Genomic DNA, 21,045 nt, shown 5'->3' with positions numbered 1-21,045 from the left:
CAAAATCAGGAATAGTTCATGAGGAAATACATACTCCCAGCCCTGGTAGCTCTAGCCGGGTTGAGTGGTCCGCAAGTTGCTTACAGTCAGCCGAAATGGCCGACCATTACCCAGCAGGCCAAGCCCTGGACGCGTTGGTGGTGGATGGGCAGCGCCGTAAACGACAAAGACCTCACGCGCCTGCTGGAGCAATACCAGAAAGCGGGCTTGGGCGGCGTTGAGATCACTCCGATCTACGGCGTAAAAGGGGAGGAGAAGCAGTTCATTAACTTTCTGTCGCCGAAATGGATGGATCGCCTGACACACACGCTGACCGAAGCACAGCGGCTGGGCATGGGCGTCGATCTGGCGCAGGCGTCGGGCTGGCCGTTTGGCGGGCCGTGGGTAACGCCGACAGATGCCTGCAAATACGTGGCCTACAATTCCTACACGGTAAAAGGGGGCGAATCGCTGAAGGAGTCGGTCAGCTACATGCAGAAGCCGCTGCTGCGGGTGGTGGGCGAACCGATCGACATCAAAAAGCTGGTCGATCCGATTGCGAAGAACCCTGATCTGCAATTGCACGCCTTCGATCAGGTACGTTTCGAGAAGCCGCTGCCGCTGCAAAGCCTGATGGCCTACTCCGACAAGGGGGAACCCATCGAACTGACCAACCGTGTGGATAAGTCAGGTACGTTGAACTGGGTGGCTCCCGAAGGCAAGTGGACCCTATTCGCCGTTTTTGAAGGCTGGCACGGCAAGCAGGTCGAACGGGCTGGTCCCGGCGGGGAGGGCGACGTGATCGACCACTTTTCCAAAACGGCCACTGACCACTACCTACAACGGTTCGACCAGGCGTTCAAAGGCTATAACCTGACAGCATTACGGGCGTTCTTCAACGATTCGTACGAAGTAGATGATGCTTCGGGCGAAGGCAACTGGACGCCGAACATGTTTGCCGAGTTCAGCAAGCGGCGCGGCTACGATCTGAAAACCCAGTTACCCGCGCTGTTTGGTAAAGACAGTGACGAAACGAATAAACGCGTACTGAGCGATTACCGCGAAACCATCTCGGAGTTGTTGCTCGAAAACTACACCAAAACCTGGAGCACCTGGGCGAAGCGAAGGGGCAAGCTGATTCGGAATCAGGCGCACGGATCGCCCGCCAATATCCTCGATCTGTACGCGATCACCGACATTCCCGAAATTGAGGGAACGGAGCTGTTGCGCATCAAGTTTGCCTCGTCGGCGGCACACGTGATGGGCAAACAACTGGCCTCGTCGGAGTCGGCGACCTGGGATAACGAGCATTTCCTGTCGAAACTGAGCGATATCAAAAAAGACATGGATCGCTTTCTGCTGGGTGGCGTGAACCATACGTTCTACCACGGCACCAACTACTCGCCCCAAAGCGCCGCCTGGCCAGGCTGGCTGTTCTACGCCGCGGTGCATTTTAACCCCAACAACAGTTTCTGGACTGATTTCGGCCAGTTGAACACCTACGTAGCACGTTGTCAGTCATTTTTGCAAGCCGGTAAGCCCGACAACGATGTGCTGGTGTACCTGCCCATCTACGACGCCTACACCCGCCCCGGCAAGGTGCTCCTGCAACATTTCGATGGCATCGATCACGGGTTTAAAGGACTGCCAGTGGAGGAGCAAACCGAATCGATGCTGGCAAAAGGCTACGCATTCGACTTCATTTCCGACAAGCAACTACTTGGCGTAACCACGGCTGGCGGAAAATTGCAAACCGGCGGCGTTTCCTACCAAACGATTCTGGTGCCGGAATCGAAGTACATGCCGCTGGGTACGTTGCAACAACTGATAAAGCTGGCCCAGAACGGGGCAACCGTTGTTTTTGCGGGTGGCCTGCCGGAAGATGTGAACGGAATGGGTGCTCTTGATGGGCGCCGGGCCACGTTCAAAAACCTGCTGGCTGGCCTGACGTTCACGAATACAAAGGAAGTGCAACGGGCAGAAGTTAATGGGAAAGGGCAGATCCTGACGGGTAAAAACGTGGACCAGCTGCTGGTAGCGGCGGGTGTCAATCGCGAAACGATGCTGGACAACGGCTTGCAGTGCATTCGCCGGGCCACCAAAACCGGGTACTACTACTTCATTGCCAACTGGGGCGAAAAAGCCACCGACGGGTGGGTGCCAGTCCAGGCTGGCGCCAAGTCGGCAGCCTTATATAACCCAATGACAGGCCAAACCGGTATGGCCTCCATTCGGGCAACGAGCACGGGCAGCGAAGTGTATCTGCAACTGGCCCCCGGTGAATCGTGCCTACTGGACCTGACCACCACGGCCGTTAGGGGCCCAGCCTACGCGTACCGGAAAGCGACCGGCCCCGCCCAGCCAATCACCGGTACCTGGACGATCAACTTCACGAAAGGTGGCCCTGAATTACCCGCGCCGGTTCAGACAACTGACCTCGGTTCATGGACGAAACTGGAGGGCGACGCCGTGAAGAAGTTCTCGGGCACTGCCGCCTATTCGATCACGTTCCCGATGCCAACGGGCGGGGCTTCAAACTACCTGCTTGATCTGGGCGGCGTGGCCGAAAGCGCACAGGTACAGCTCAACGGCATGACGCTGGGTACGTTAGTCGGTCCGGTGTATCAGGTGACGGTTCCGAAGTCGGCGATGAAAGCGACCAATACGCTGGTGGTAACCGTCTCGAACAGCATGGCCAACCGCATCATCGACATGGACAAGAACCATGTTGTCTGGAAGAAGTTCTATAACATCAACATGTCGGCCCGCCTGAAAGAAGACCGGGGTGCCGACGGGAATTTCACGGCCGAAAACTGGGACCTAAAACCTTCTGGTTTGCTGGGGCCGGTAACCATGACCCCGCTGGGTGTTGTGCCGATGCCCGATTAAGTGTGTTGGCACATACCTACCTGATTGGGCTGTGCTGGCCGCGCTTCTGTCTGAATGTCCTTATTGTCAGCGAGAACAGAGCAAGTAAAACAGCTAGCCCGATCAGGTACGTATACCCGCTTACGAAATCGGCAGCGGCTACCGATTTCGTGTTGCCGACAGTCTCGTAAACGGGAATGATCCACTTGATCGCGTAGGCCTGCGCCAGGGTGATGAAACAGATTAGTAGTAGCATGACGAAGCTGTGTTTCACCGTAAACCGGAACAGCTGCGACTCCTGACCCACCAAATTTCCGGCAGCGGCGGCCACGGCAATTGACTGCGGCGAAATCATTTTCCCAACCACCCCGCCCGACACGTTGGCCGCCACCGTCACCACCGGATCAACCCCGATCGATTGCGCCGTGGCGTATTGCAGTTTGCTGAACAGGGCATTGGCCGACGTGTCGGACCCGGTAATGAACACGCCCAGCCAGCCCAATACGGGCGCAAAAAACGGAAACAGAACGCCCGTATTGGCCAGTACCGCTGCCAGCGTAAGGGTTATACCCGAATCATTGACGATGTAGGCGAACCCCAGCACCGCCGCCACGGTCAGGATCGGAAACTTTAGCTGATTCAGCGTAGCGCCGAATACCCTGGCTCCTTCGCGGTAGGTCAAGCCCACCAGCGGAATGGCGATGAGCGCGGCCAGGAGAATGGCTGTTCCGGCGGCAGCGAGGTAGTTTATCTTGAACAGCTTGGCCAGCGGTTTCCCTTCGCCGCCAATAATGGCGTTATGCAGACCGGGAAACGCGAACTGCACCATGCCTGTCGCGTTCAGCACATCTTTAATGGGTTGCAGGCCCCAGGCAATAATGATGATGGTCAGAACGATAAAGGGTGACCAGGCCCGGATAACCTGGCCAGTGGTATAGCTAGTGTCGGTGCTTAAGGTAGCGGCGGGTTCGTTAGAAAATCGCCAGATGGTACGGGGTTTCCAGAAGCGCAGGAAAATCATCAGGGAGATGATCGACCCCAGACCGGCAATGACATCGGGCAGGGCGGGGCCAAGGAAATTAGCCGACGCGTATTGCAGCAGCGCAAACGACAGCCCCGACACCAGCACTGCCGGACCCACTTCCCACGCTTTTCGAACCCCGGCAATAAGGCTTACCAGGTAGAATGGCAACAGCACCGACAGGATCGGCAGTGTGCGGCCCACCATCTGCGAGATTGGCATTTCGGGGATGCCTGACACCTGTGAGGCCACCGTGATGGGAATACCGATGGAGCCGAAGGCGACCGGGGCCGTGTTGGCGATCAGGCAGATACCCGAGGCGTAGAGCGGGTTGAAGCCAAGCCCCACCAGCATGGCCGCCGTAATGGCAACGGGCGCACCAAAACCGGCTGTTCCCTCCAGAAAAGAACCAAACGAGAAGGCGATGAGCAACGCCTGCAACCGACGGTCGGCGGTGATCGAGGCCATAACGTGCTTGATGATCTCGAACTGCCCGCTCTTCACGGTGAGGTTGAACAGAAAAACGGCCATGATCACCAGCCAGCAGATCGGGAACAGGCCATACAACGCGCCATGCACCGCCGACAGTACCGCCAGCTTCACCGGCATTCCGTATACCGTTACGGCAATCAGCATGGCAATGCCCATGGCGATCAGACTGGCCTGATAGCCTTTCATTCGTCGGATGATCAGCGCCCAGAAAATAAACAGGATCGGTACCAATGCCATCAGTACCGATAGCGTGAGGTTGTTGAACGGATCGATGACTTGTTTCCAGATCATAAAAGAGTTTTCAGTTTACTGTTTGCCCGCCCCGGCGGCCCGGTTTACTGTTGCTTCGCGATCCTCGCTGTCGCTTGCCTGTGGCGAGTGACCTTTAATAATAGGGCCTCTGGCCCGGTGGTTACTTCCTATGGACGTTAGCTGACTATCCGTTTCATTGGCTGCCAGCTGGCCCGAGGCCCTACAGATACCGGTCACTCGCCACAGGCAAGCGACAACGATTTGACGCGTCAGAAATACACTGTACCGCCGCAACGGCAATCACACCAAATCGAGCGCGACGATTTCGTGGTCGAGGATGCTGGGTACGTTCACCGATACGTGGCCATCTTTCACAGCAAACGCCAGTTTCTGCCCGCTCATGAGCAGCTTGACGCCTTTCACGTTCGCACCGGCCGGGACCCGAACAGTCACCTGGGCAGCCACCGGAATCAGTTCGCGGAAAGGCCCTTTCAGCAGCATCGGATTGGTCAGGTTGACCAGATGCACCGTCATTGAGGTCGCCTGCCGCCACACGTTGACGTCGATCACGCCCGGCCCCGTTACGGTGGCAATGGGTTCTTCATCGAGCGCCCAACGAATGATATTGCCCAGCAACTGGCCATGATCAGTAGTCATCAACTGCCAGAAAGACCGGTCCAGATCGCCGGGGATATAGGCCACGCGGCCCTTGCCAACCTGCCGCAGGTATAGCTCCCGCGTGTCGGTTTCGGCCACGCGTGGATACACATCTTCCATAGGCAGATCCGGGTACGTTGGAATCAGCGTAACGGGGCTGGGGAACGTACCTGTGGGCTTTACATCGACTTTGTAAACAGCGTTGATGAGGCGCGGTGTATCGCTCAGCCCCTGTAAAACCTGGCTGGTTTGGCTGTTTTTGGTATCGTGCCGCAAATGCAGGTAGCTGTTCCGCATGGGCCCTTCCACCTGCCCGGCATACGAAACACCAAACAGGCCAGCCAACCCGAAATCAGGGCGTGGCTTACCTTCTTCGTCATACAGCGAGGTTTCGAAGGTGGCTACCAAACTGCCGCCCTGATCGACAAAGGCCTGCAACTGCCTGCACTGCGCATTAGACAGCGCGGCAACGTTGGGAAGGATCAGGAGCTTGAATCGGCTCAGGTCATCGGGCGTTAGCAGGCGGTCGTTTACCATATCGAACGGAATCCGGCTTTCGACCAGCGTGTGGTAGATGCCGTCCAGATGGTCACCGCTTTTCTGCTGCCAGGGCTTGCCGCCGTAGTTGCGGTCGGTCTGCTCGGAATACACCACGCCCACGCGGGCCATCGACGCGGTGTTTCGCAGGTACGTTTCGTTGCGGTGATACCCGTCGTACAACTTCGCTACGGCCTCCATCCAGCGTTTATCGTAAATGTCGCCGCCGAATTTCACGAAGCAGGGCCGCATGCCATTGGCGGTTCCTTCGGCTACCCAGATCCGAATCTCGGCATCGCTCTGTACCGAATCTTTCCAGCGAAATTCTTCTTCGATACCCACGCTGAAAATACCGATCAGCGGCTTCATGCCGAGCGTTGAGCGCAGCTCTTTCGCGCCTTTTCCATTGGCCCAGGGCGCCATCAGGCCGCGCCGGGCCTGCTGATCGGCAAAGAATAGATCGGCTTCGCGACCCGTCACAATTTTGTCAGGAAACCCATTGGGAATGAAGCGGGATGTTGGTTTTTGCTTACGGATTTCCGAATCCCAAAGGGCCCATACACCCCGCAATCGGTTCATGCGCCAGTCGGCCCATTTCCGATAGGTGGGGTCGAGCCGGTCGCTTTTTTGGGGCAGCGCCAGGCCCGTAGCCGTGTTGAAATTACGGGTGCAATGTTCGCAGTAACAGATATCGTGACCCGCCCAGCGGTTCGAGAAAATGCCTTCAGGCTGGTAGCGCTCCATGATCTCCCGATTTACCCGGGTCATGAACTCGGCATTGTACGGCCCCAGTGCACAGGTTACCCACAACGCCGGATTGGCCCAGTGCCGCCGCTTTTGCCCGTCGGCCGTTACGGCAATCCAGTCGGGGTGGGCATCGTATACATCCTGCCGGGCGGCGTGCGGATCGGTACGGAGCATGATCGTCATGCCCAGCTTTCTGCAGCCGTCGACCAGGTAGCCCAGCGTGTCGGCGTTGCCCAGGAAATCGCTTCGGTGATGGAGCGGAATGGCGGTCGGGTAAAACGCAACAACGCCCCCGGCACTCAGGAGGGCTCCGTCGGCGTGAATACGCTTGAAATAAGCCAGCCAGAAATCGGGATCGTAATGACCGGGGTCACGCTCTACGAAGGCGAGTTGTGCCCACCGCATGGGGCCATCGAGCCAGTAGGGCGACGCTGGGACCGACTGGTCAATGGCGGAACGGGATGACGCCAACGCTGATGGGCCAGCCAGCGTAAAGGCGCTGCCCATCAGTCCGGTAGTCTTAACAAAGGCTCTTCGTTGCATGAAGCCGGGATAGGTAGAGGAACGTACCTGAACCAAGCTATATGTGGCTGATTTTTACCCGTCAAATCAGCTTTATGCTGTATTGCTTTGCGGTCGAAGGGCCACGCGTCAGCAACACATTACACCACAAAGCAACCGTATCACGCTATTTTTCGTGATCGGGCAGAATATCGTCGGTATCGTCGAAGAGTTTTTCGTCGTCTTCGTCTACGATCTCGTCTTCGTCGCCGTCAGCGGCTTCGCCTTTGAGGGTTTTCAGGTCGTCGCGATGGCGCAGTTTCTTATCATCGACCGTTCGGTTCAGGAACTGGTTGATCTTGTCGATCTCGAAACTGGTGACGATCTCGCCAAATGAATTGATCTCGATGTTGAACCCTTCGAGTTCTTTATGCACCCGTGGCTTTTCCTGCTCATCGGGGTTTGCGGGGGTAGGTTTCTTCTTTGCCAATGTCGTATGTAGGTCGGTACTGGTGTTTGCTAATCCGTCAACTCATCAGAGTGTTAACATGTTTTGGTTAGGCTGATGGTACATCAGCCTAACCGTGTGTTATGAAATCAGCTCCCACGACAGCGCGGTGCCGGCGCGGATGGGCTGCGACGCGGTTTTTGTCAGCACGTCGTCGTAGTGGCGGGTGTGCAGGCCGTTGGCCGGGCGGATGCTGCGCACATTGTCCGGCGTGAACGCTTCGCCGGCCGCTATGTCGCGCACCACGTAGAGCGACCGTTTGAACTGGAGGCTCTTCTGCTCTTTCGGCGTCGGAATGTAGCTGATCTGCCCCATGGCCAGAAACGCCCGTTCCGTCTCCACTACCAGACTTTGTAGTTCGTCGGGTTCCAGCGAAAAGGCCGAGTCGACACCGCCATCGGCCCGTCGGAGGGTGAAATGCTTCTCGATCACGACGGCGCCCAGGGCCGTTGCCGCCACCGATGCGCCAATCCCCATTGTATGGTCAGACAGGCCCACGGGTACGTTGAACAGCTGGCTCATGTGCGGGATCGTGCGCAGGTTGGTGCTTTCGGGTGTGGCTGGGTACGTGCTCGTGCATTTGAGCAGGATCAGTTCCGTGCAGCCATGATCGCGCAGCACCTTCACCGATTCGGCCATGTCGGCCACCGTGGCAACCCCCGTGCTCATGATCACTGGTTTGCCCGTACTGGCCACTTTCTTCAGCAGGATATGATCGGTGTTCTCGAACGACGCGATCTTGTAGATGGGTACGTTCAGCGACTCCAGAAAATCAACGGCTGTGGTATCGAACGGGGAGCTGAAGGCCACCATGCCGTGCTGCCTGGCCCGCTCGAAAATGGGTCCATGCCACTCCCAGGGCGTGTAGGCATCCTGATACAGTTTGTACAGGTTCTTATCGGCCCAGAGCGACTGGTTATCACGAATAAAAAACTCGTCCGACTGCCCGTTAAACGTAATCGTGTCGGGCGTGTAGGTCTGAAGTTTCAGGGCGTGTGCCCCCGCCGCCGCCGCCGCGTCGACGAGTTCCAGCGCCCGGTCGAGCGACTGGTTGTGGTTCCCCGACATTTCGGCGATCACAAACGGCCGGTGCTGCGGGGAGATCGTATAGTGGGCAACCTGAATGGGTTGAAACATACTTGCGAAAATTGTATGCCACAAATTTACCGCTTTCTGCTTAGTGTTTTACCAATCGGAGCCGGTCTGACTGGCCGGAATCCTGCCTAATGAATCCAGCACGTTCAAACGCCCGAACCGAAGCAGCATTGTCAAGTTTGATATAGGCAGTAACAGGTACAGGTCCTTTTTTTCTGCGTAGACTGTCGCAGGCTTCTTCAAGTAGCACCGCCGCTATGCCTTTCCCCCGAAACTGCGCGTCTATGGATAGGCTGATAGTTTCAGGCCACAAGCCACCAATGGATGCGGTGAGTTCATCGTCGGAACGCTCGAAACGTACCTGCCCGATAGGTACGTTATCGCTCGTCTCGAATACAAGCAATAATGCGTCAGGGTCGTTTACTTTTCGCGTAAACCATGCTTCATGGGCTTCCCATGAGATTGGTGCGGAATTGAATGATTGCTGTCGCGTAATCGGATCATTTGCCCAGGCGAAATACAGGCGAGCGTCGGCGGTTGTGGCTACCCGGTGCCGGATGGTCGTCTGTTCCACATTCGTTAGAAACTCACCTAGCGTTTCGGGGGGCTGGGCGGTCTGCTCCAGTTGCCAATGCACGTCTTCAATAACGGCTTTGTGGGCCTTATACTCGGCGTATGTCAGTAACCGATTTCTATGTGTTGTTAATGCCTGCCCCGCCCTCGTTTCATGCGCCCATTTCCCGTTTGTCAATCGGTTTTCATAAAGCAGATTAGGTGGTTGATTACCAACAGGGCGGGTGAAGATTGATACTTGGTCAACTAATTGTTGTTGCTCCAACTGATCAATTCGGTCAGGTAATTGGTCATACACTGACTCATGCGTTCCCATACCTACCCAACGGCCATGCCCTTCACGCTCTACCTGATCGTGGTAACACTGGTAAATACCTAATCGGCTTTGGTAAGCAGGAACAGCCATTAGGCTTATACCAACAACGTACCCAACCTGCTGAAACTGCTGTATAGTTTGCTTGATTGGCTCAAGATCGCCCCCCAGAGTTCCGTCTAACAATATGTTTTTCCTGGCGAGCTTGGCCGACTCAATTAGTTTACGTTGCCAAATTACAGTGTCCAGATTGACTAAAAAAGAAGCTCTTTCTGGATGTATAGACTGCAACGTTGAGTAGTCGGGATGAAACTCCCGAAGAGCGTCAGAATTAACAATGACGATGCCAGGCTGAGCAAACTGCTGCCGGTAATAAATAGCCAAACTCGACTTACCGCTGCCAGGCTGACCACCTAGAAAAATAGCGATGGGTTTATCTGAAAGCAACGAGCGGGCCGAAAGCCGGGGTTCGATTTGCTCAATAAAAATGGTATGATTTTCAGTATCAGATAGTTTGTAATCGCTTTGGCTGGGCTGCATTGGGCATTGGCTGACCGGACTCTATCCGAATAATCTGCTTATATTCTGCTGAAAGTTGAGCGACAAGAAGTTTTAACTGGGAAACGTCCGACCACTGGAAGGTAGATAAACCTGCCTGCAATTGGTCAGCTTTTGCCGCATAGCTCTCAGACAGTTCGCCTTTCCCTTCACGGACGCTTAACCGACTATATATAGCGGTCAGTTTGTTGACAAGGTCGTACGCTGCTTCCGTTAACGCAAATCGCTGATAGCCAAATTCGTCATTCACCGGAAGTGTCTTTGCTGATTCCATAGTCGTTGCGAGTTGCGCTTACTAAAGGTACAAAAATTACGCCGATAAGGTTTAGAAGCTGTTTGAGTTAGCAAAATCGTCGCGTAGCCGCACCGGCGGACCGGACCCAACAAAACGCTAGATTGTTAGGTCCGGTCCGCCGGTGCGGCTACGCGACGGAAGGAAACTAAATCAACTCAATTTTCTACAAACATTAAGTCCGGTCCGCCGGTGCGGCTACGCGACGGAAGGAAACTAAATCAACTCAATTTTCTACAAACATTAAGTCCGGTCCGCCGGTGCGGCTACGCGACGAAAAATTAACTCAAACAACTTCTTAGGCGCATAACTGCGTGAAAAGCTGCTTGTACCGGTCGGCGGCTTTACCGTCGAACACGAGGCGTTGCTTGAATACCGTAGGCGTCAGGCGGGCTTTGCTCACAGCCGCCTCAAATTTATCAGGGGCAATAGGCAGGGTCAGCGCGCCCAGCGTCAGGTGACGGTCGCGCATGAACGATACCAGTCGGCTCTGGTTGTCGGCCGTTTGAATGATGATCATGGGGCGGCTCACCGTGGCTACTTCGTAGGCAATGGTACTGGCGGCCACAATGCTCAGGCCACTACCCCCAATAGCGCGCGCCATTTGCTTGGCCGACAGGTTTTGTTGAACGCTTAATCGGTCTTTTGGCAAATCGGCAAACGTGTCGGCGTGGGGATTGGCCGAACCCAGCACAACCGTCACCTTCAGTTCGGCGTTCTGGGTCAGCAGCAATTCCACCACCTCACGACTGACATTATGCGGATCGGACCCGCCCATGTTCACGAAGGCTTTGTTTTCGCCGTCTTTGGGTTGCGCTTTTTGCCGGAACGCCGGATTGACCAGGGCATAGGGGGCGCCGAGCAGCAGTTTCGTATAGGATTCGGTCTGGTAATCGGCAGGCGTTACGTCGCCCGCGTGGTTGATCACCACATCGGCCACCTGCGTTCCCAGCATCAGATCGTCGATAAACACCAGCTTGTGCGCCTGTTTCCGCACAGTCCGCTGAAACGACTCGTCGAAGCCGTATCCATCAAGCACAACCACGTCTTCGGCCGTGACCTGCCCGAGAAACTCGTCGAGGCTGGTTGTGTCCAGCGTACTGACCGGGATTCCCTGTTTGGTGATGGTCTTCAGCACCGCCGCCGAGGGCTGATGAATAGCAAACCGCCGGTCGAAACCAGCCTCGGCGCTCTCGTCGGCCGGACTCAGCATGTCGGCGAGGGCCAGGCTACGCATAATGTGGCCCATACCCGTTTGTGTGGTGCCGTCGGCGCGGAAGAGAATTCGTTTCATGCTAGTGGGGTCGCTACAATCGGAAACGACAAAACTACAACATGAACGCCGCCCTGCCGCGCCTCTTGCTAGTGAACGGAGCCACAATGCGACTGTAAGGTTACTTTATCGACGAACGACAGGGAAGACAAGCCACAGCGTCACGGCGCCATCCTGGGCAGGATTAAGACGTTGAACGTACCTGGCTACTCCGCCAATGCGTTGTTTGGTTGCGATTTAGAGGGTCACAATAAGTTTGCCCTGCGTTTTACCCGCTTCCAACTGCCGAAGGGCATCCGGGAGTTGTGAAAAAGGAACGGTCTGCGACACGTGTGAATGCAGGCGGCCGTCGGCTAGCCGGTCGGCAATGGCCCGCTGATCGGCCCCGTTCGACGACACCATGAAAGCCGATGCATCGATCTGGCTGGCCTGGGCCTGGGTGGTCACTTCGGGGGTGACGCCCCCGGCAATGCTGATCAGTCTGCCGCCCGGCTTAATGATCGGCAGCGAACGCGCCGGAATATCGTTGCCAATGCCCGTGAAGACGAAATCGACGGGCTCGATCGCCTCTTCGAAACGTACCTGCGTGTAGTCGATTACCTCGTCGGCGCCCAGCGACAGCACAAAATCGCGTTTGGGTGCCGAGGCCGTGCCAAGTACGTAGGCCCCGCGCTCTTTGGCGAATTGAACGGCAAACGTACCCACGCCTCCGCCAGCCGCGTGTATCAGCACTCGCTGACCAGCCTGTACATTGGCTTTTTCCATGATCTGAAAGGCGGTCAAGGCCGCCAGTGTAGCGCCGGCTGCTTCTTCGGTGCTGACGTTGGCAGGCTGATGCGCCAGATGATCAGCCGGAGCGGCTACATACTCCGCGTAGGCGCGACCGGCACCGGGGAAATTAACCATGCCAAAGACGGCGTCGCCAACAGTAAACTCGGTCACGTCGGCCCCCACTTCCGTGACCTCCCCGGCAATGTCCCACCCATCGATTACGGGCAGCTGCGCCGAAAGGGTGTTCCACATGGCTTTGCCCCGTGCCGTTTTATAATCGACGGGATTGAGGCTGATGGCTTTAACCCGGACCAGCACCTCGCTGGCGCTAATCGTGGGGGTAGGTACGTTGGTGAGCTGGAGTGAGTCGGGGCCGTTGGTACCCGTTAAGATGTAAGCTTGCATCTGATCGCTTTTTCTAACGTAACAAGGCAGATACACCTCTCTGTTTCTGGCTAGCGTGAGTTATGGACAATCACATCAGTAAATGGTTGATATATAGCGCGTTGCTCAACGCTGGATTTGCTTCTGGTTAGTTGCTTCGCGAGCTAGGCCCTTCGACTAGCTCGCGAAGCAACTAACCAGAAGCAAGCCTTTCAAAACTCACGCATTTAGCAGAGGCCTAGGCTTATGGGGGCCTCTCCCAGGCAATGAGCGAATCGTAAGGTAAATGATTATTTTTGCTAGGCGCCGAACGGCTAAACGGCTCATTTTCAAACCGGAAACTCTATGGAAACAGCGCTTAAAACGGATGTACTCATTGTTGGCGCAGGCCCAACCGGTCTGTCACTGGCGGCGCAGTTGGGCCGGTTTGGCATCGATTGCCTGATCGTTGACCAGAAGGAGGGCACAACAGAGCTGTCGAAAGCCATGGTGGTGCATGCGCGCACGATGGAGATCTTCGACCAGCTTGGCCTGGCGCAGCAGGCCATTGCCCATGGATCCGTCGTTCAGCAGGTGACGCTGTTGCACGAGGGTGACGTAAGTGCCCGGCTGAACTTCGCCGACATAGGCGGTCAGTTGAGCCCGTTCCCGTTCGTGCTGGCCTTTGAGCAAAGCAAAACCGAACGGCTGCTGTATGATCACCTGCGGAACCACGGGAAAGCCGTCCGCTGGCAAACCGGTTTGACAAGCCTGACCCAGTCTGATGAGCACGTACTGGCGGAACTACAGGAAGCCAGTGGAACAGTGCTGCACGTCGAGGCCCGGTATGTGGTGGGGTGCGATGGGGCCAGCAGTACAACCCGGCACCTGACCGGCCTTGGCTTCGACGGGTCGACTAACCCCCGGCTGTTTTACGTGGCTGATGTAGACATGGAGTTCGAGGCCGAGCCGATGAGCTTCTACGGCACCTTCGGCGGGCATTCGTTTATGCTCATGTTTCCGATGGAAGGCGAAAAACGCTGGCGGCTGATCGGCAACGTACCTGAATACGACACCAGCCAGACCGATGCCATGTCGCACGAGGCGCTCGACGTCAGGGTGAAAACGCTGAGCAAACGCCCGCTCGCCATCACAAACGTGCGGTGGTTATCGACCTATAAAGTACACACCCGCCATGCCGAACAGTTCTCGGCGGGGCGTTGCTTTCTGGCGGGCGACGCGGCGCATGTGCATACCCCGGCGGGTGGACAGGGCATGAACACCGGTATTCAGGACGCGTATAACCTGGCCTGGAAAATGGCTTTTGTCCTGAACGGTTACGCGCAGCCCTCCTTGCTGGATACGTACAACGAAGAGCGTTTGGCCAACGCAAAGAACCTGCTGAAATCGACCGATCAGCTGTTCGACATCGCTTCGGCCGACAACTGGTACATCCGGTTCTTCCGGGATAAGCTGTTCCCTACGCTGGCCGGGCTGGCTACGCAATTCGACGCGACGCGGGCGGCCATTTTCCCGACCATTTCTATGATTGGTGTCAATTATCGGGCTAGTTCGCTGAGTCAGCATGATGGCGACCAGGCACTGCCGGTAAAAGCAGGTGACCGGATGCCGTACTTTCTGGTGGATGGGGTGGGGGTGTACGACCGGCTCACCGCGCCAATGTTCCACCTGCTTCTTTTTTCGGATGGGAGCGAAGAACACCGGGCCCTGGAAAAGTCGGTAGGTGGCGAACATAGCCACTGGCTGGACGTCCATGTGATCCCGCTGTACCCGCGGGTGGTTGAGCTGTTTGGCGTAGATAAACCGTTTGCTGTGCTGCTCCGCCCCGATAATCACATAGCTACGCTGTCGCGGAGGTTATCTGCCGCCGATATCCGCGCTTATCTGACGCACCTAAACCCGGCGGCTTCTACCATACCGACAACCAATTAAGCCGATCGGGATTGAGCCAAGAGCCTTACCTTCAGTTCAGCAAGTTGCCAGTCGACAAGGTTATCGATATCCTGCGCCTCCAGCTCCGAAATTTCGATACCGCTGGTGTTGCTGGTCAGCAACTGGCCCGTTTCGAGGAAGCTGGGTACGTTGACGCAATAAAATTGACCGGCATCATGGAAAGCGGGCGGTAAATCCTGCGACCGGGTGAGGGCATGATCGGGTTCGAGCCAGGCGAGGCGGTCGTTCTGAAAAATAACGGCCCGCTGGACGGGAAAGCTGAACCGCACCACCGGAAATACGGTATCAAACGCGCCTGATTCCAGTTTGGCGAAGGCTTCCCGAAGTTTAGCGGCCGTAACGAACGGAGCCGTGGCATACAGGCAGCAGGCGCGATCAAAGTGCTGCCCACGCTGCGCGTAGGTGTTCAGCACTTCGGTCAACACGGCGGCGGTAGTCGCAAAATCATTGGCGGTATCGGCCGACCGGGCAAACGGCACCGCCGCGCCATAGAGCTGCGCCAGCTGGGCAATCTCGGCATCATCCGTCGATACCATCACGTCATCGAACAGCCCCGACTCCTGCGCCGCCCGGATGGAGTAGGCGATGATCGGCGACCCCAAAAACGGCCGGATATTCTTACGTGGAATGCGTTTGCTCCCGCCACGTGCCGGAATAATGCAGAGTGTCTTCATAATGAATGGTACCGCAGCGGCGGAGCGTGCGGATTGGGCGGATAAAAAGGGATTTACGCGGATTTTAGATTAAAGCGGATTAGCTCCGCTAAAACTCTACCAATTTAACTTATAGGCATAAGACAGCAGCGCTTTTGTCATCCCGACGGCAGGAAGGATCTTGATGGTTCTTCATAGTATGGCTAGGCTAAACTCACGACCCCTCCTGCCGTCGGGATGACAAAAGCGCTGCTACTTTACAATGATCAAAGAATTAAGTTGGTAGAGATTAGTTTGACAATCGATCAAATCCGCTTTAATCTAAAATTCTGCGAAAATCCGTTTTATCCTCTAAATCCGCACGGTCCGCCGTTTCGGTACCATCAGCATCCGCCTAATCCGTGTTCCTGTCAAAATCAGCGTACCATTTGTTTCGCCATGTAGTTGCCTGAGCGGACGAAGAGAGCGAGGGAATCGGTGGGTTGCGCGGCGGGGATGATGCCCGTAAAACCCGTGTCTTTGTCATTGGCCGAATCGTCCTTGTCGAGCCGCTGATGGAAGAGCGTGGTGTAGTACTGCCAGCCTTTCGCCGTTTTCACGCCCACAAACGTATCGTTGAAATTGGCTTTGCGGCCAGCCACCTTCGCCCAGCCGCTGACAACCAGAAACCCTTCATCGCGCCGCCGGATATCGATGCCATACGCTAGTGAATCACCGGATGTCGTGCTTGGCGAAACAACCACCGGCCGACTTTCCAGTGCTGTCAGTGATACTGGTTTTGGTCGAAAGGCCCCTCGGTTGGCCAGATCGCTTAATCGGGAAGCGGGTTCATACTGTGGCGCACAGGCTCGAATTTGGCCGTAGCGTTGCCAGAGCAAATTATCGGTTTGTTTCAGCTCCCGGAATCGCTCGATCTTGCTCAGGTACGTCCAGTTCGACACCGCCCAGAGCCCAACCGTCCCGGCCAGAACGGTACCGGCAAACCAGTTGGCCAGCCGAATACCCCGCCAGGGCAGGTCGCGCCGGATGAGCACGTCGAGGACGGTCAGGTACGTTGCCGCCATGTGCAGGGCCGTGATGTTGCGGTAACGCGAGGCAAAGACGATGCTGGTGTCGTTCTGAATCCGGTTCACGGCCAGCATCAGGCCCGTCAGGTGCAGAAAAACAAGCAGCCAGAACAGCGTTGGATTTAGCCGGTCGTACCGTATCCAGAGCAGATAGATGGCCCAGATGATGGTGCCGCTACCCAGCAGAATGGGCAACCACGCCACGGCCGGGTGGTACACAATAGCGCCCAGAAAAGCCGTATCGAGCGCCAGCAGATGCCTCAGATGCGCCACGCTGAGCAATTGGGTGATGAGCAGCCCCGATGGGTTCTGGTAACCGTGAAAATAGTAAAGCAGGGCTGGTATCGTGATCAGCAACGTACCCAGCGCCCACCGCCAGCGGTGCTGAAAGAGCCAGCCCAGTACCAGAATCGGCAACACCAGCATACCATTTCCATTGGTGAATAAAGCAATGAACGCCACACCAATTGCCCACCCCTCGCGACGACGATTGGCCAGATAAATGGCCAGCAACGCCAGCGCCGGCGCCGTTACGTTCGAAGCCGCCACCATACTCCAGAAGGCCACGTTCCAGCCCTGAAACTGAAAGAGCAGGAAGCAAACAGGCAGCCGTAACGCCGACGCGGAACGCCGCCCGGCTCCAGCTTCGGTAGTGACCGGGTAATGGTCAGGTCGATCAATCGAGGCCGATGATTCAGCGCTCCGATAAAGCAACCACGACGTACCCAGCAAAGCCACCAACCCCACATATTGCATCACCCGAAAATCGACCGAACCCGTCAGGGCCACGTTCACCCAGGCAATGAGCTTGGCCAGCACCAGTCGGTGGAAATTGTTCTGTTCCAGCAACAGCGATGCTTTTGCGCCTAAAGTCTCGGCGGCAGGCAGTCGGTTCAGAAAATCGACGACCACCGGGTAATCGTCCATGTAGGGGAAATCGTAGGCGTACCAGAGCACCAGGCCGGCATAATAGAGCACCGGAATGGCAGCGGCTACCCAGAGCAATCCCCGTTTCATTGGCCCACGAACGTCAGCACCTCATCGATCACATATTGCTGTTCCTCGTCGGTAAGCGTGGGATACATGGGCAGGCTCAGGCAGCGGCTATAGTAGCGTTCGGCCAGGGGATGATCGCCAGGTTTATTCCCTTGTTCCTGGTAATAGGGCATGGTATGCACCGGAATGTAATGCACCTGCGCGAAGATGTTTTTTGTCCGCAGGTAATCGTACAGTCCCTTGCGATCATCGACCTGAATGACGTACAGGTGATAGGCATGGCCCACCGTTTCGGGCGGAATGATGGTCTGCACCGAAACGCCGGACCGCGGTGTGCCAGCAAAGGCCGCATCGTACCGGGCGGCAATAGCGCGGCGACGATCCAGCATCTGGTCAGCGCGGGTCAACTGGCTGAGGCCCAGCGCGGCCTGCATGTCGGTGAGGCGGTAATTATAGCCCAGTTCCTGCAGTTGCATGTACCAGCCGCCGCGTTCGGGCTCACCGTCGTAGGGTGGCGTAAAATCGCCGGGTTTGTTGGTGATGCCGTGGGTACGTAGCCGCATCAGGTGGTTGTACAGCGCTTCGGTACCGGCCGTGATCATGCCGCCTTCACCACAGGCGATGTGCTTCACGGGATGGAAACTGAAAATAGCCAGGTCGGCCAGCGACGAATCACCGCAGCGATGAGTTTGTCCGTCGGCATCGACAAACGAACCACCCGGCGAATGACAACTATCTTCCAGCAGCCACAGCCCATGCGCATCGGCCAACGCCCGGAAGGCGGCCATATCAACGGGATAACCCGCGAAATCGACGGGAATAAGGCCGGAGAAATAACCAGCGGGCTTCGATTCGATCAGCGCCCGAACGGCCTCTACATCCAGCAGGACCGTCGCGGGGTCAATGTCGGCAAAGTAGACCTCGCCGCCACAATAGCGAACGCAGTTGGCCGAGGCTGAGAAGGTGATCGGCGTGGTGATGACCCGTGTGCCGGGCCCCACGCCCAGCGCCATGCAGCACAGGTGAAGCGCCGCCGTTCCGTTCGAAACGGCCACGGCATAGGGCGCACCGATATACTCGGCAAACGCTTTTTCAAACGCGCCGATGCCGGGGCCCTGCGTGAGCATTGGCCCGCGCAGCACCTCGGCTACCGCCGCAATATCCTCATCAGTAATATGCTGACGGCCGTATGGGATGGGATGGGTGCTTTGCACAGAGTTATTTAACTAATTTTTTCGCCTTGAACTAAAGGTAGATATGCCTTTTCTAGACTTGTTCCTCGCGTTTTTTCTACCAGTATTCCTCTTATAGTAGGAATGATTGCATCCATAAAAATTTTAATATGTCCTTTATTCATGTATGGAGATCCATTTTCTACCTGCACTATCTCATCTATGTTAGCTACAAAAAAAACTGTGTGGTTTTTGTACGTCAAAACCGGGAGTGATTCATCAGTTGGTTTTCCGTCAAAATAATTTATCACAGTTTCAAATGTCAATTCTTTATCCTCAAAAGAAAGAAAAAATCGCCCTCCCTCAATCCTAACAGTTAAGTTATCTAAATTTATATTTTCTTCATTTCGGATAGAAATATGAATATCCTTTATTAATTGTATTCTTGCGTCTATGTGAGTGTTCATAAGACTAAGCTAATTGTCTATTGCTAAACATACTCTCATTGCCGCTAAACACTCCACCATCGTTCTCCGTGTTTTTTATTACTTCCATTCGGGTTAATGCTCTGCTATTTATTGACAGAGTAAACACGGTCTTGGATGCGCTCATTTCATCCCTACTGATATACTCGGAAAGTGGTGTATAGCTTATTTGTGGAGCTTTCCCCATCATTAGTGCCAGATCAACCAGCTTACTGATTTTGTGGTCAAAATCAGCATTTAGAATCTGTGATACGTATCCCTTTGTAACGCCAAGTTTTTCTGCCAGTTGCGTACGGTTAAGGTTGTTATCTTTCATATACTCTTCTAATTGAGCATATAAATTAAGTTGGATTGTGGACAACCAGTAACCTTTGCTACTTAAAAATTCTGCTCGTGTCATAATCTGAATTATATAGAGTTAAGGTACTGATCTTTTAACGACCTGAAGCGTTTAAAATCTTTTTTCTGATCGGCCTTCAATCCACCAAGTACAATTATCTTGCCGTTAGTTTTTTTATTGCGTAAAGGCGAAGGTGTTTGGATTTGAATTCATACTCTTTAACTAGCGTACCAACCGGGGTCACATCCTTGAACTTTGTATCAGGCAAGCCATTCCCATCGGCCAGATACTGTACATAGTTTACAATCGTCTCGTACTCTGTCAAATAGTTACTATGTTTTTCAAGTATCACTTGCTTGAAGGCTTCTAGTTGACCTTGACCATCGATGACTAACTCATCAACCTCTTGCTTAGCTTGAACTGCTTCTACTTTTCGTAAATCAAATTTAGCCATAAAAGTTTAGTTCGAGCTAAACAAACCTTCGGAAGAGCGGACAATGGCTCTATAGGCATTGACTAACGGAGCCATTGAGCATTGACCTTAAACGCTAAACGAAGGGTCAACGTGGTCGCGGATCTGCTCGCGGAGTTGCTCCACAGTGAGCCAGTCGGTGTTGGTGCCCGAGTTGTATTTGAACCCTTCGGCCACCCGGTTGCCGTTGAACGCCTTCAGGTAATCGTCTACTTCCCAGGTTGGCGTTGAGGGCGTGATCACATAATAACGCTCCGTTTCAACGGTGTTGAGCGAATCGGTTTCGGTGATCATCTCTTCGTGCAGCTTCTCGCCGGGACGAACGCCTACCAGCACCTGCCTGCAGGTGGGGCCAATGGCCGTAGCCACGTCGGTAATCCGGTACGACGGAATCTTGGGTACGTAGATTTCGCCGCCCCAGGCATGTTCCAGCGCATACAACACCATGTCAACCCCGTCTTCGAGCGAGATGTTGAAGCGCGTCATGTCGTTGTGCGTGATGGGCAGTACACCTTCTTTCCGCTTTTCCAGAAAGAACGGTACCACCGACCCCCGCGAGCCAATTACGTTGCCGTAGCGCACTACCGAGAAGGTCAGGTTGCGCGACCCTTTCATGTTGTTGGCGGCGACGAACAGCTTATCTGAGCAGAGTTTGGTGGCTCCGTAGAGGTTGATCGGCGCAGCGGCTTTGTCGGTCGAAAGGGCCACCACGCGCTGTACGCCGTTGTCGAGGGCCGCGTTGATCACGTTTTCGGCACCGAAGACGTTGGTTTTGATGCACTCCATCGGGTTGTATTCGGCGGCGGGCACCTGCTTCAGCGCGGCGGCGTGGATGATGATGTCGATGCCTTCGCAGGCCCGTTTCAGCCGTTCGCCGTCGCGCACATCACCAATGAAGTACCGCATGGCTTTGTACTGGCTGGGCGAAAACGTCTGACTCATCTCGAACTGCTTCAGCTCGTCGCGCGAGTACACTACCAGCCGTTTGATCTCAGGATGGCGCTGTAGCACTATTTCGACGAACTTCTTGCCAAACGAACCGGTACCGCCGGTAATGAGAATGGATTTATTTGATAGATCAAGCAT

The 21,045-nt window shown here is 55.3% G+C and carries 17 protein-coding genes; 2 read left to right on the top strand and 15 right to left on the bottom strand.

Annotated features, from left to right (window positions below; translation table 11 throughout):
* Window positions 1-18 precede the first annotated feature (18 nt).
* Window positions 19-2,868, top strand: a complete 2,850-nt coding sequence (locus tag ACAW75_RS00575; protein WP_370726711.1) for a glycosyl hydrolase — start codon at window positions 19-21, stop codon at window positions 2,866-2,868.
* 16 nt (window positions 2,869-2,884) lie between these two features.
* Here the strand turns inward: ACAW75_RS00575 and ACAW75_RS00570 are convergent, their stop codons facing one another.
* The 8 genes from ACAW75_RS00570 to ACAW75_RS00535 form a co-directional block, all read right to left on the bottom strand.
* A complete protein-coding gene (locus tag ACAW75_RS00570; protein ID WP_370726710.1) occupies window positions 2,885-4,651 on the bottom strand; it encodes an L-lactate permease in 1,767 nt (588 codons plus the stop codon).
* Window positions 4,652-4,912: 261 nt separating this feature from the next.
* Complete coding sequence (locus ACAW75_RS00565) at window positions 4,913-7,096, bottom strand: alpha-amylase family protein (RefSeq protein WP_370726709.1); 2,184 nt, start codon at window positions 7,094-7,096, stop codon at window positions 4,913-4,915.
* 145 nt (window positions 7,097-7,241) lie between these two features.
* On the bottom strand, window positions 7,242-7,544 hold the full coding sequence (locus tag ACAW75_RS00560) for a hypothetical protein (RefSeq protein WP_370726708.1): 303 nt from the start codon (window positions 7,542-7,544) through the stop codon (window positions 7,242-7,244).
* A gap of 99 nt (window positions 7,545-7,643) precedes the next feature.
* Window positions 7,644-8,699 (bottom strand): pseudaminic acid synthase, encoded by a 1,056-nt coding sequence (pseI, locus tag ACAW75_RS00555; RefSeq protein ID WP_370726707.1) that lies wholly within the window; start codon window positions 8,697-8,699, stop codon window positions 7,644-7,646.
* 40 nt (window positions 8,700-8,739) lie between these two features.
* Window positions 8,740-10,083 (bottom strand): GNAT family N-acetyltransferase, encoded by a 1,344-nt coding sequence (locus ACAW75_RS00550; RefSeq protein ID WP_370726706.1) that lies wholly within the window; start codon window positions 10,081-10,083, stop codon window positions 8,740-8,742.
* Window positions 10,049-10,375 (bottom strand): hypothetical protein, encoded by a 327-nt coding sequence (locus tag ACAW75_RS00545; protein ID WP_370726705.1) that lies wholly within the window; start codon window positions 10,373-10,375, stop codon window positions 10,049-10,051. Before ACAW75_RS00545 ends, ACAW75_RS00550 begins: the two co-directional genes overlap by 35 nt.
* 316 nt (window positions 10,376-10,691) lie before the next feature.
* Window positions 10,692-11,687, bottom strand: coding sequence for a UDP-2,4-diacetamido-2,4,6-trideoxy-beta-L-altropyranose hydrolase (pseG, locus tag ACAW75_RS00540; protein WP_370726704.1), 996 nt, complete (start codon window positions 11,685-11,687; stop codon window positions 10,692-10,694).
* A gap of 216 nt (window positions 11,688-11,903) precedes the next feature.
* Window positions 11,904-12,842 (bottom strand): NADP-dependent oxidoreductase, encoded by a 939-nt coding sequence (locus ACAW75_RS00535; RefSeq protein ID WP_370726703.1) that lies wholly within the window; start codon window positions 12,840-12,842, stop codon window positions 11,904-11,906.
* 324 nt (window positions 12,843-13,166) lie between these two features.
* On the opposite strand from ACAW75_RS00535, the gene ACAW75_RS00530 reads away from it, so the two are divergent.
* Window positions 13,167-14,753 carry an FAD-dependent monooxygenase gene (locus ACAW75_RS00530; RefSeq protein ID WP_370726702.1) on the top strand — a complete coding sequence of 529 codons (1,587 nt, stop codon included), beginning with the start codon at window positions 13,167-13,169 and terminating at the stop codon, window positions 14,751-14,753.
* On the opposite strand, the gene pseF is transcribed toward ACAW75_RS00530, so the two are convergent.
* From pseF to pseB, 7 genes are all read right to left on the bottom strand, one after another.
* Window positions 14,750-15,448, bottom strand: a complete 699-nt coding sequence (gene pseF / locus ACAW75_RS00525) for a pseudaminic acid cytidylyltransferase (protein WP_370726701.1) — start codon at window positions 15,446-15,448, stop codon at window positions 14,750-14,752. The two genes, ACAW75_RS00530 and pseF, sit on opposite strands and share 4 nt — an antisense overlap.
* A 395-nt stretch (window positions 15,449-15,843) precedes the next feature.
* On the bottom strand, window positions 15,844-17,511 hold the full coding sequence (locus ACAW75_RS00520; protein WP_370726700.1) for a hypothetical protein: 1,668 nt from the start codon (window positions 17,509-17,511) through the stop codon (window positions 15,844-15,846).
* Window positions 17,508-18,704: a UDP-4-amino-4,6-dideoxy-N-acetyl-beta-L-altrosamine transaminase gene (gene pseC / locus ACAW75_RS00515; protein WP_370726699.1), complete on the bottom strand. Its 1,197-nt coding sequence runs from the start codon at window positions 18,702-18,704 to the stop codon at window positions 17,508-17,510. Before pseC ends, ACAW75_RS00520 begins: the two co-directional genes overlap by 4 nt.
* Before the next feature lie 8 nt (window positions 18,705-18,712).
* Window positions 18,713-19,129, bottom strand: a complete 417-nt coding sequence (locus tag ACAW75_RS00510; protein ID WP_370726698.1) for a hypothetical protein — start codon at window positions 19,127-19,129, stop codon at window positions 18,713-18,715.
* A 4-nt stretch (window positions 19,130-19,133) separates the two neighbouring features.
* Window positions 19,134-19,547: a helix-turn-helix domain-containing protein gene (locus ACAW75_RS00505; protein ID WP_370726697.1), complete on the bottom strand. Its 414-nt coding sequence runs from the start codon at window positions 19,545-19,547 to the stop codon at window positions 19,134-19,136.
* 94 nt (window positions 19,548-19,641) lie between these two features.
* Window positions 19,642-19,941 carry a hypothetical protein gene (locus ACAW75_RS00500; protein ID WP_370726696.1) on the bottom strand — a complete coding sequence of 100 codons (300 nt, stop codon included), beginning with the start codon at window positions 19,939-19,941 and terminating at the stop codon, window positions 19,642-19,644.
* An 87-nt stretch (window positions 19,942-20,028) separates the two neighbouring features.
* Window positions 20,029-21,045: a UDP-N-acetylglucosamine 4,6-dehydratase (inverting) gene (pseB, locus tag ACAW75_RS00495; RefSeq protein ID WP_370726695.1), complete on the bottom strand. Its 1,017-nt coding sequence runs from the start codon at window positions 21,043-21,045 to the stop codon at window positions 20,029-20,031.

It is taken from the genome of Fibrella arboris, from assembly GCF_041321095.1.
Classification (GTDB): Bacteria; Bacteroidota; Bacteroidia; order Cytophagales; family Spirosomataceae; genus Fibrella; species Fibrella arboris.
Note: the sequence above shows the minus strand (reverse complement) of the source record. Positions and strands in the feature narration are given on the sequence as shown.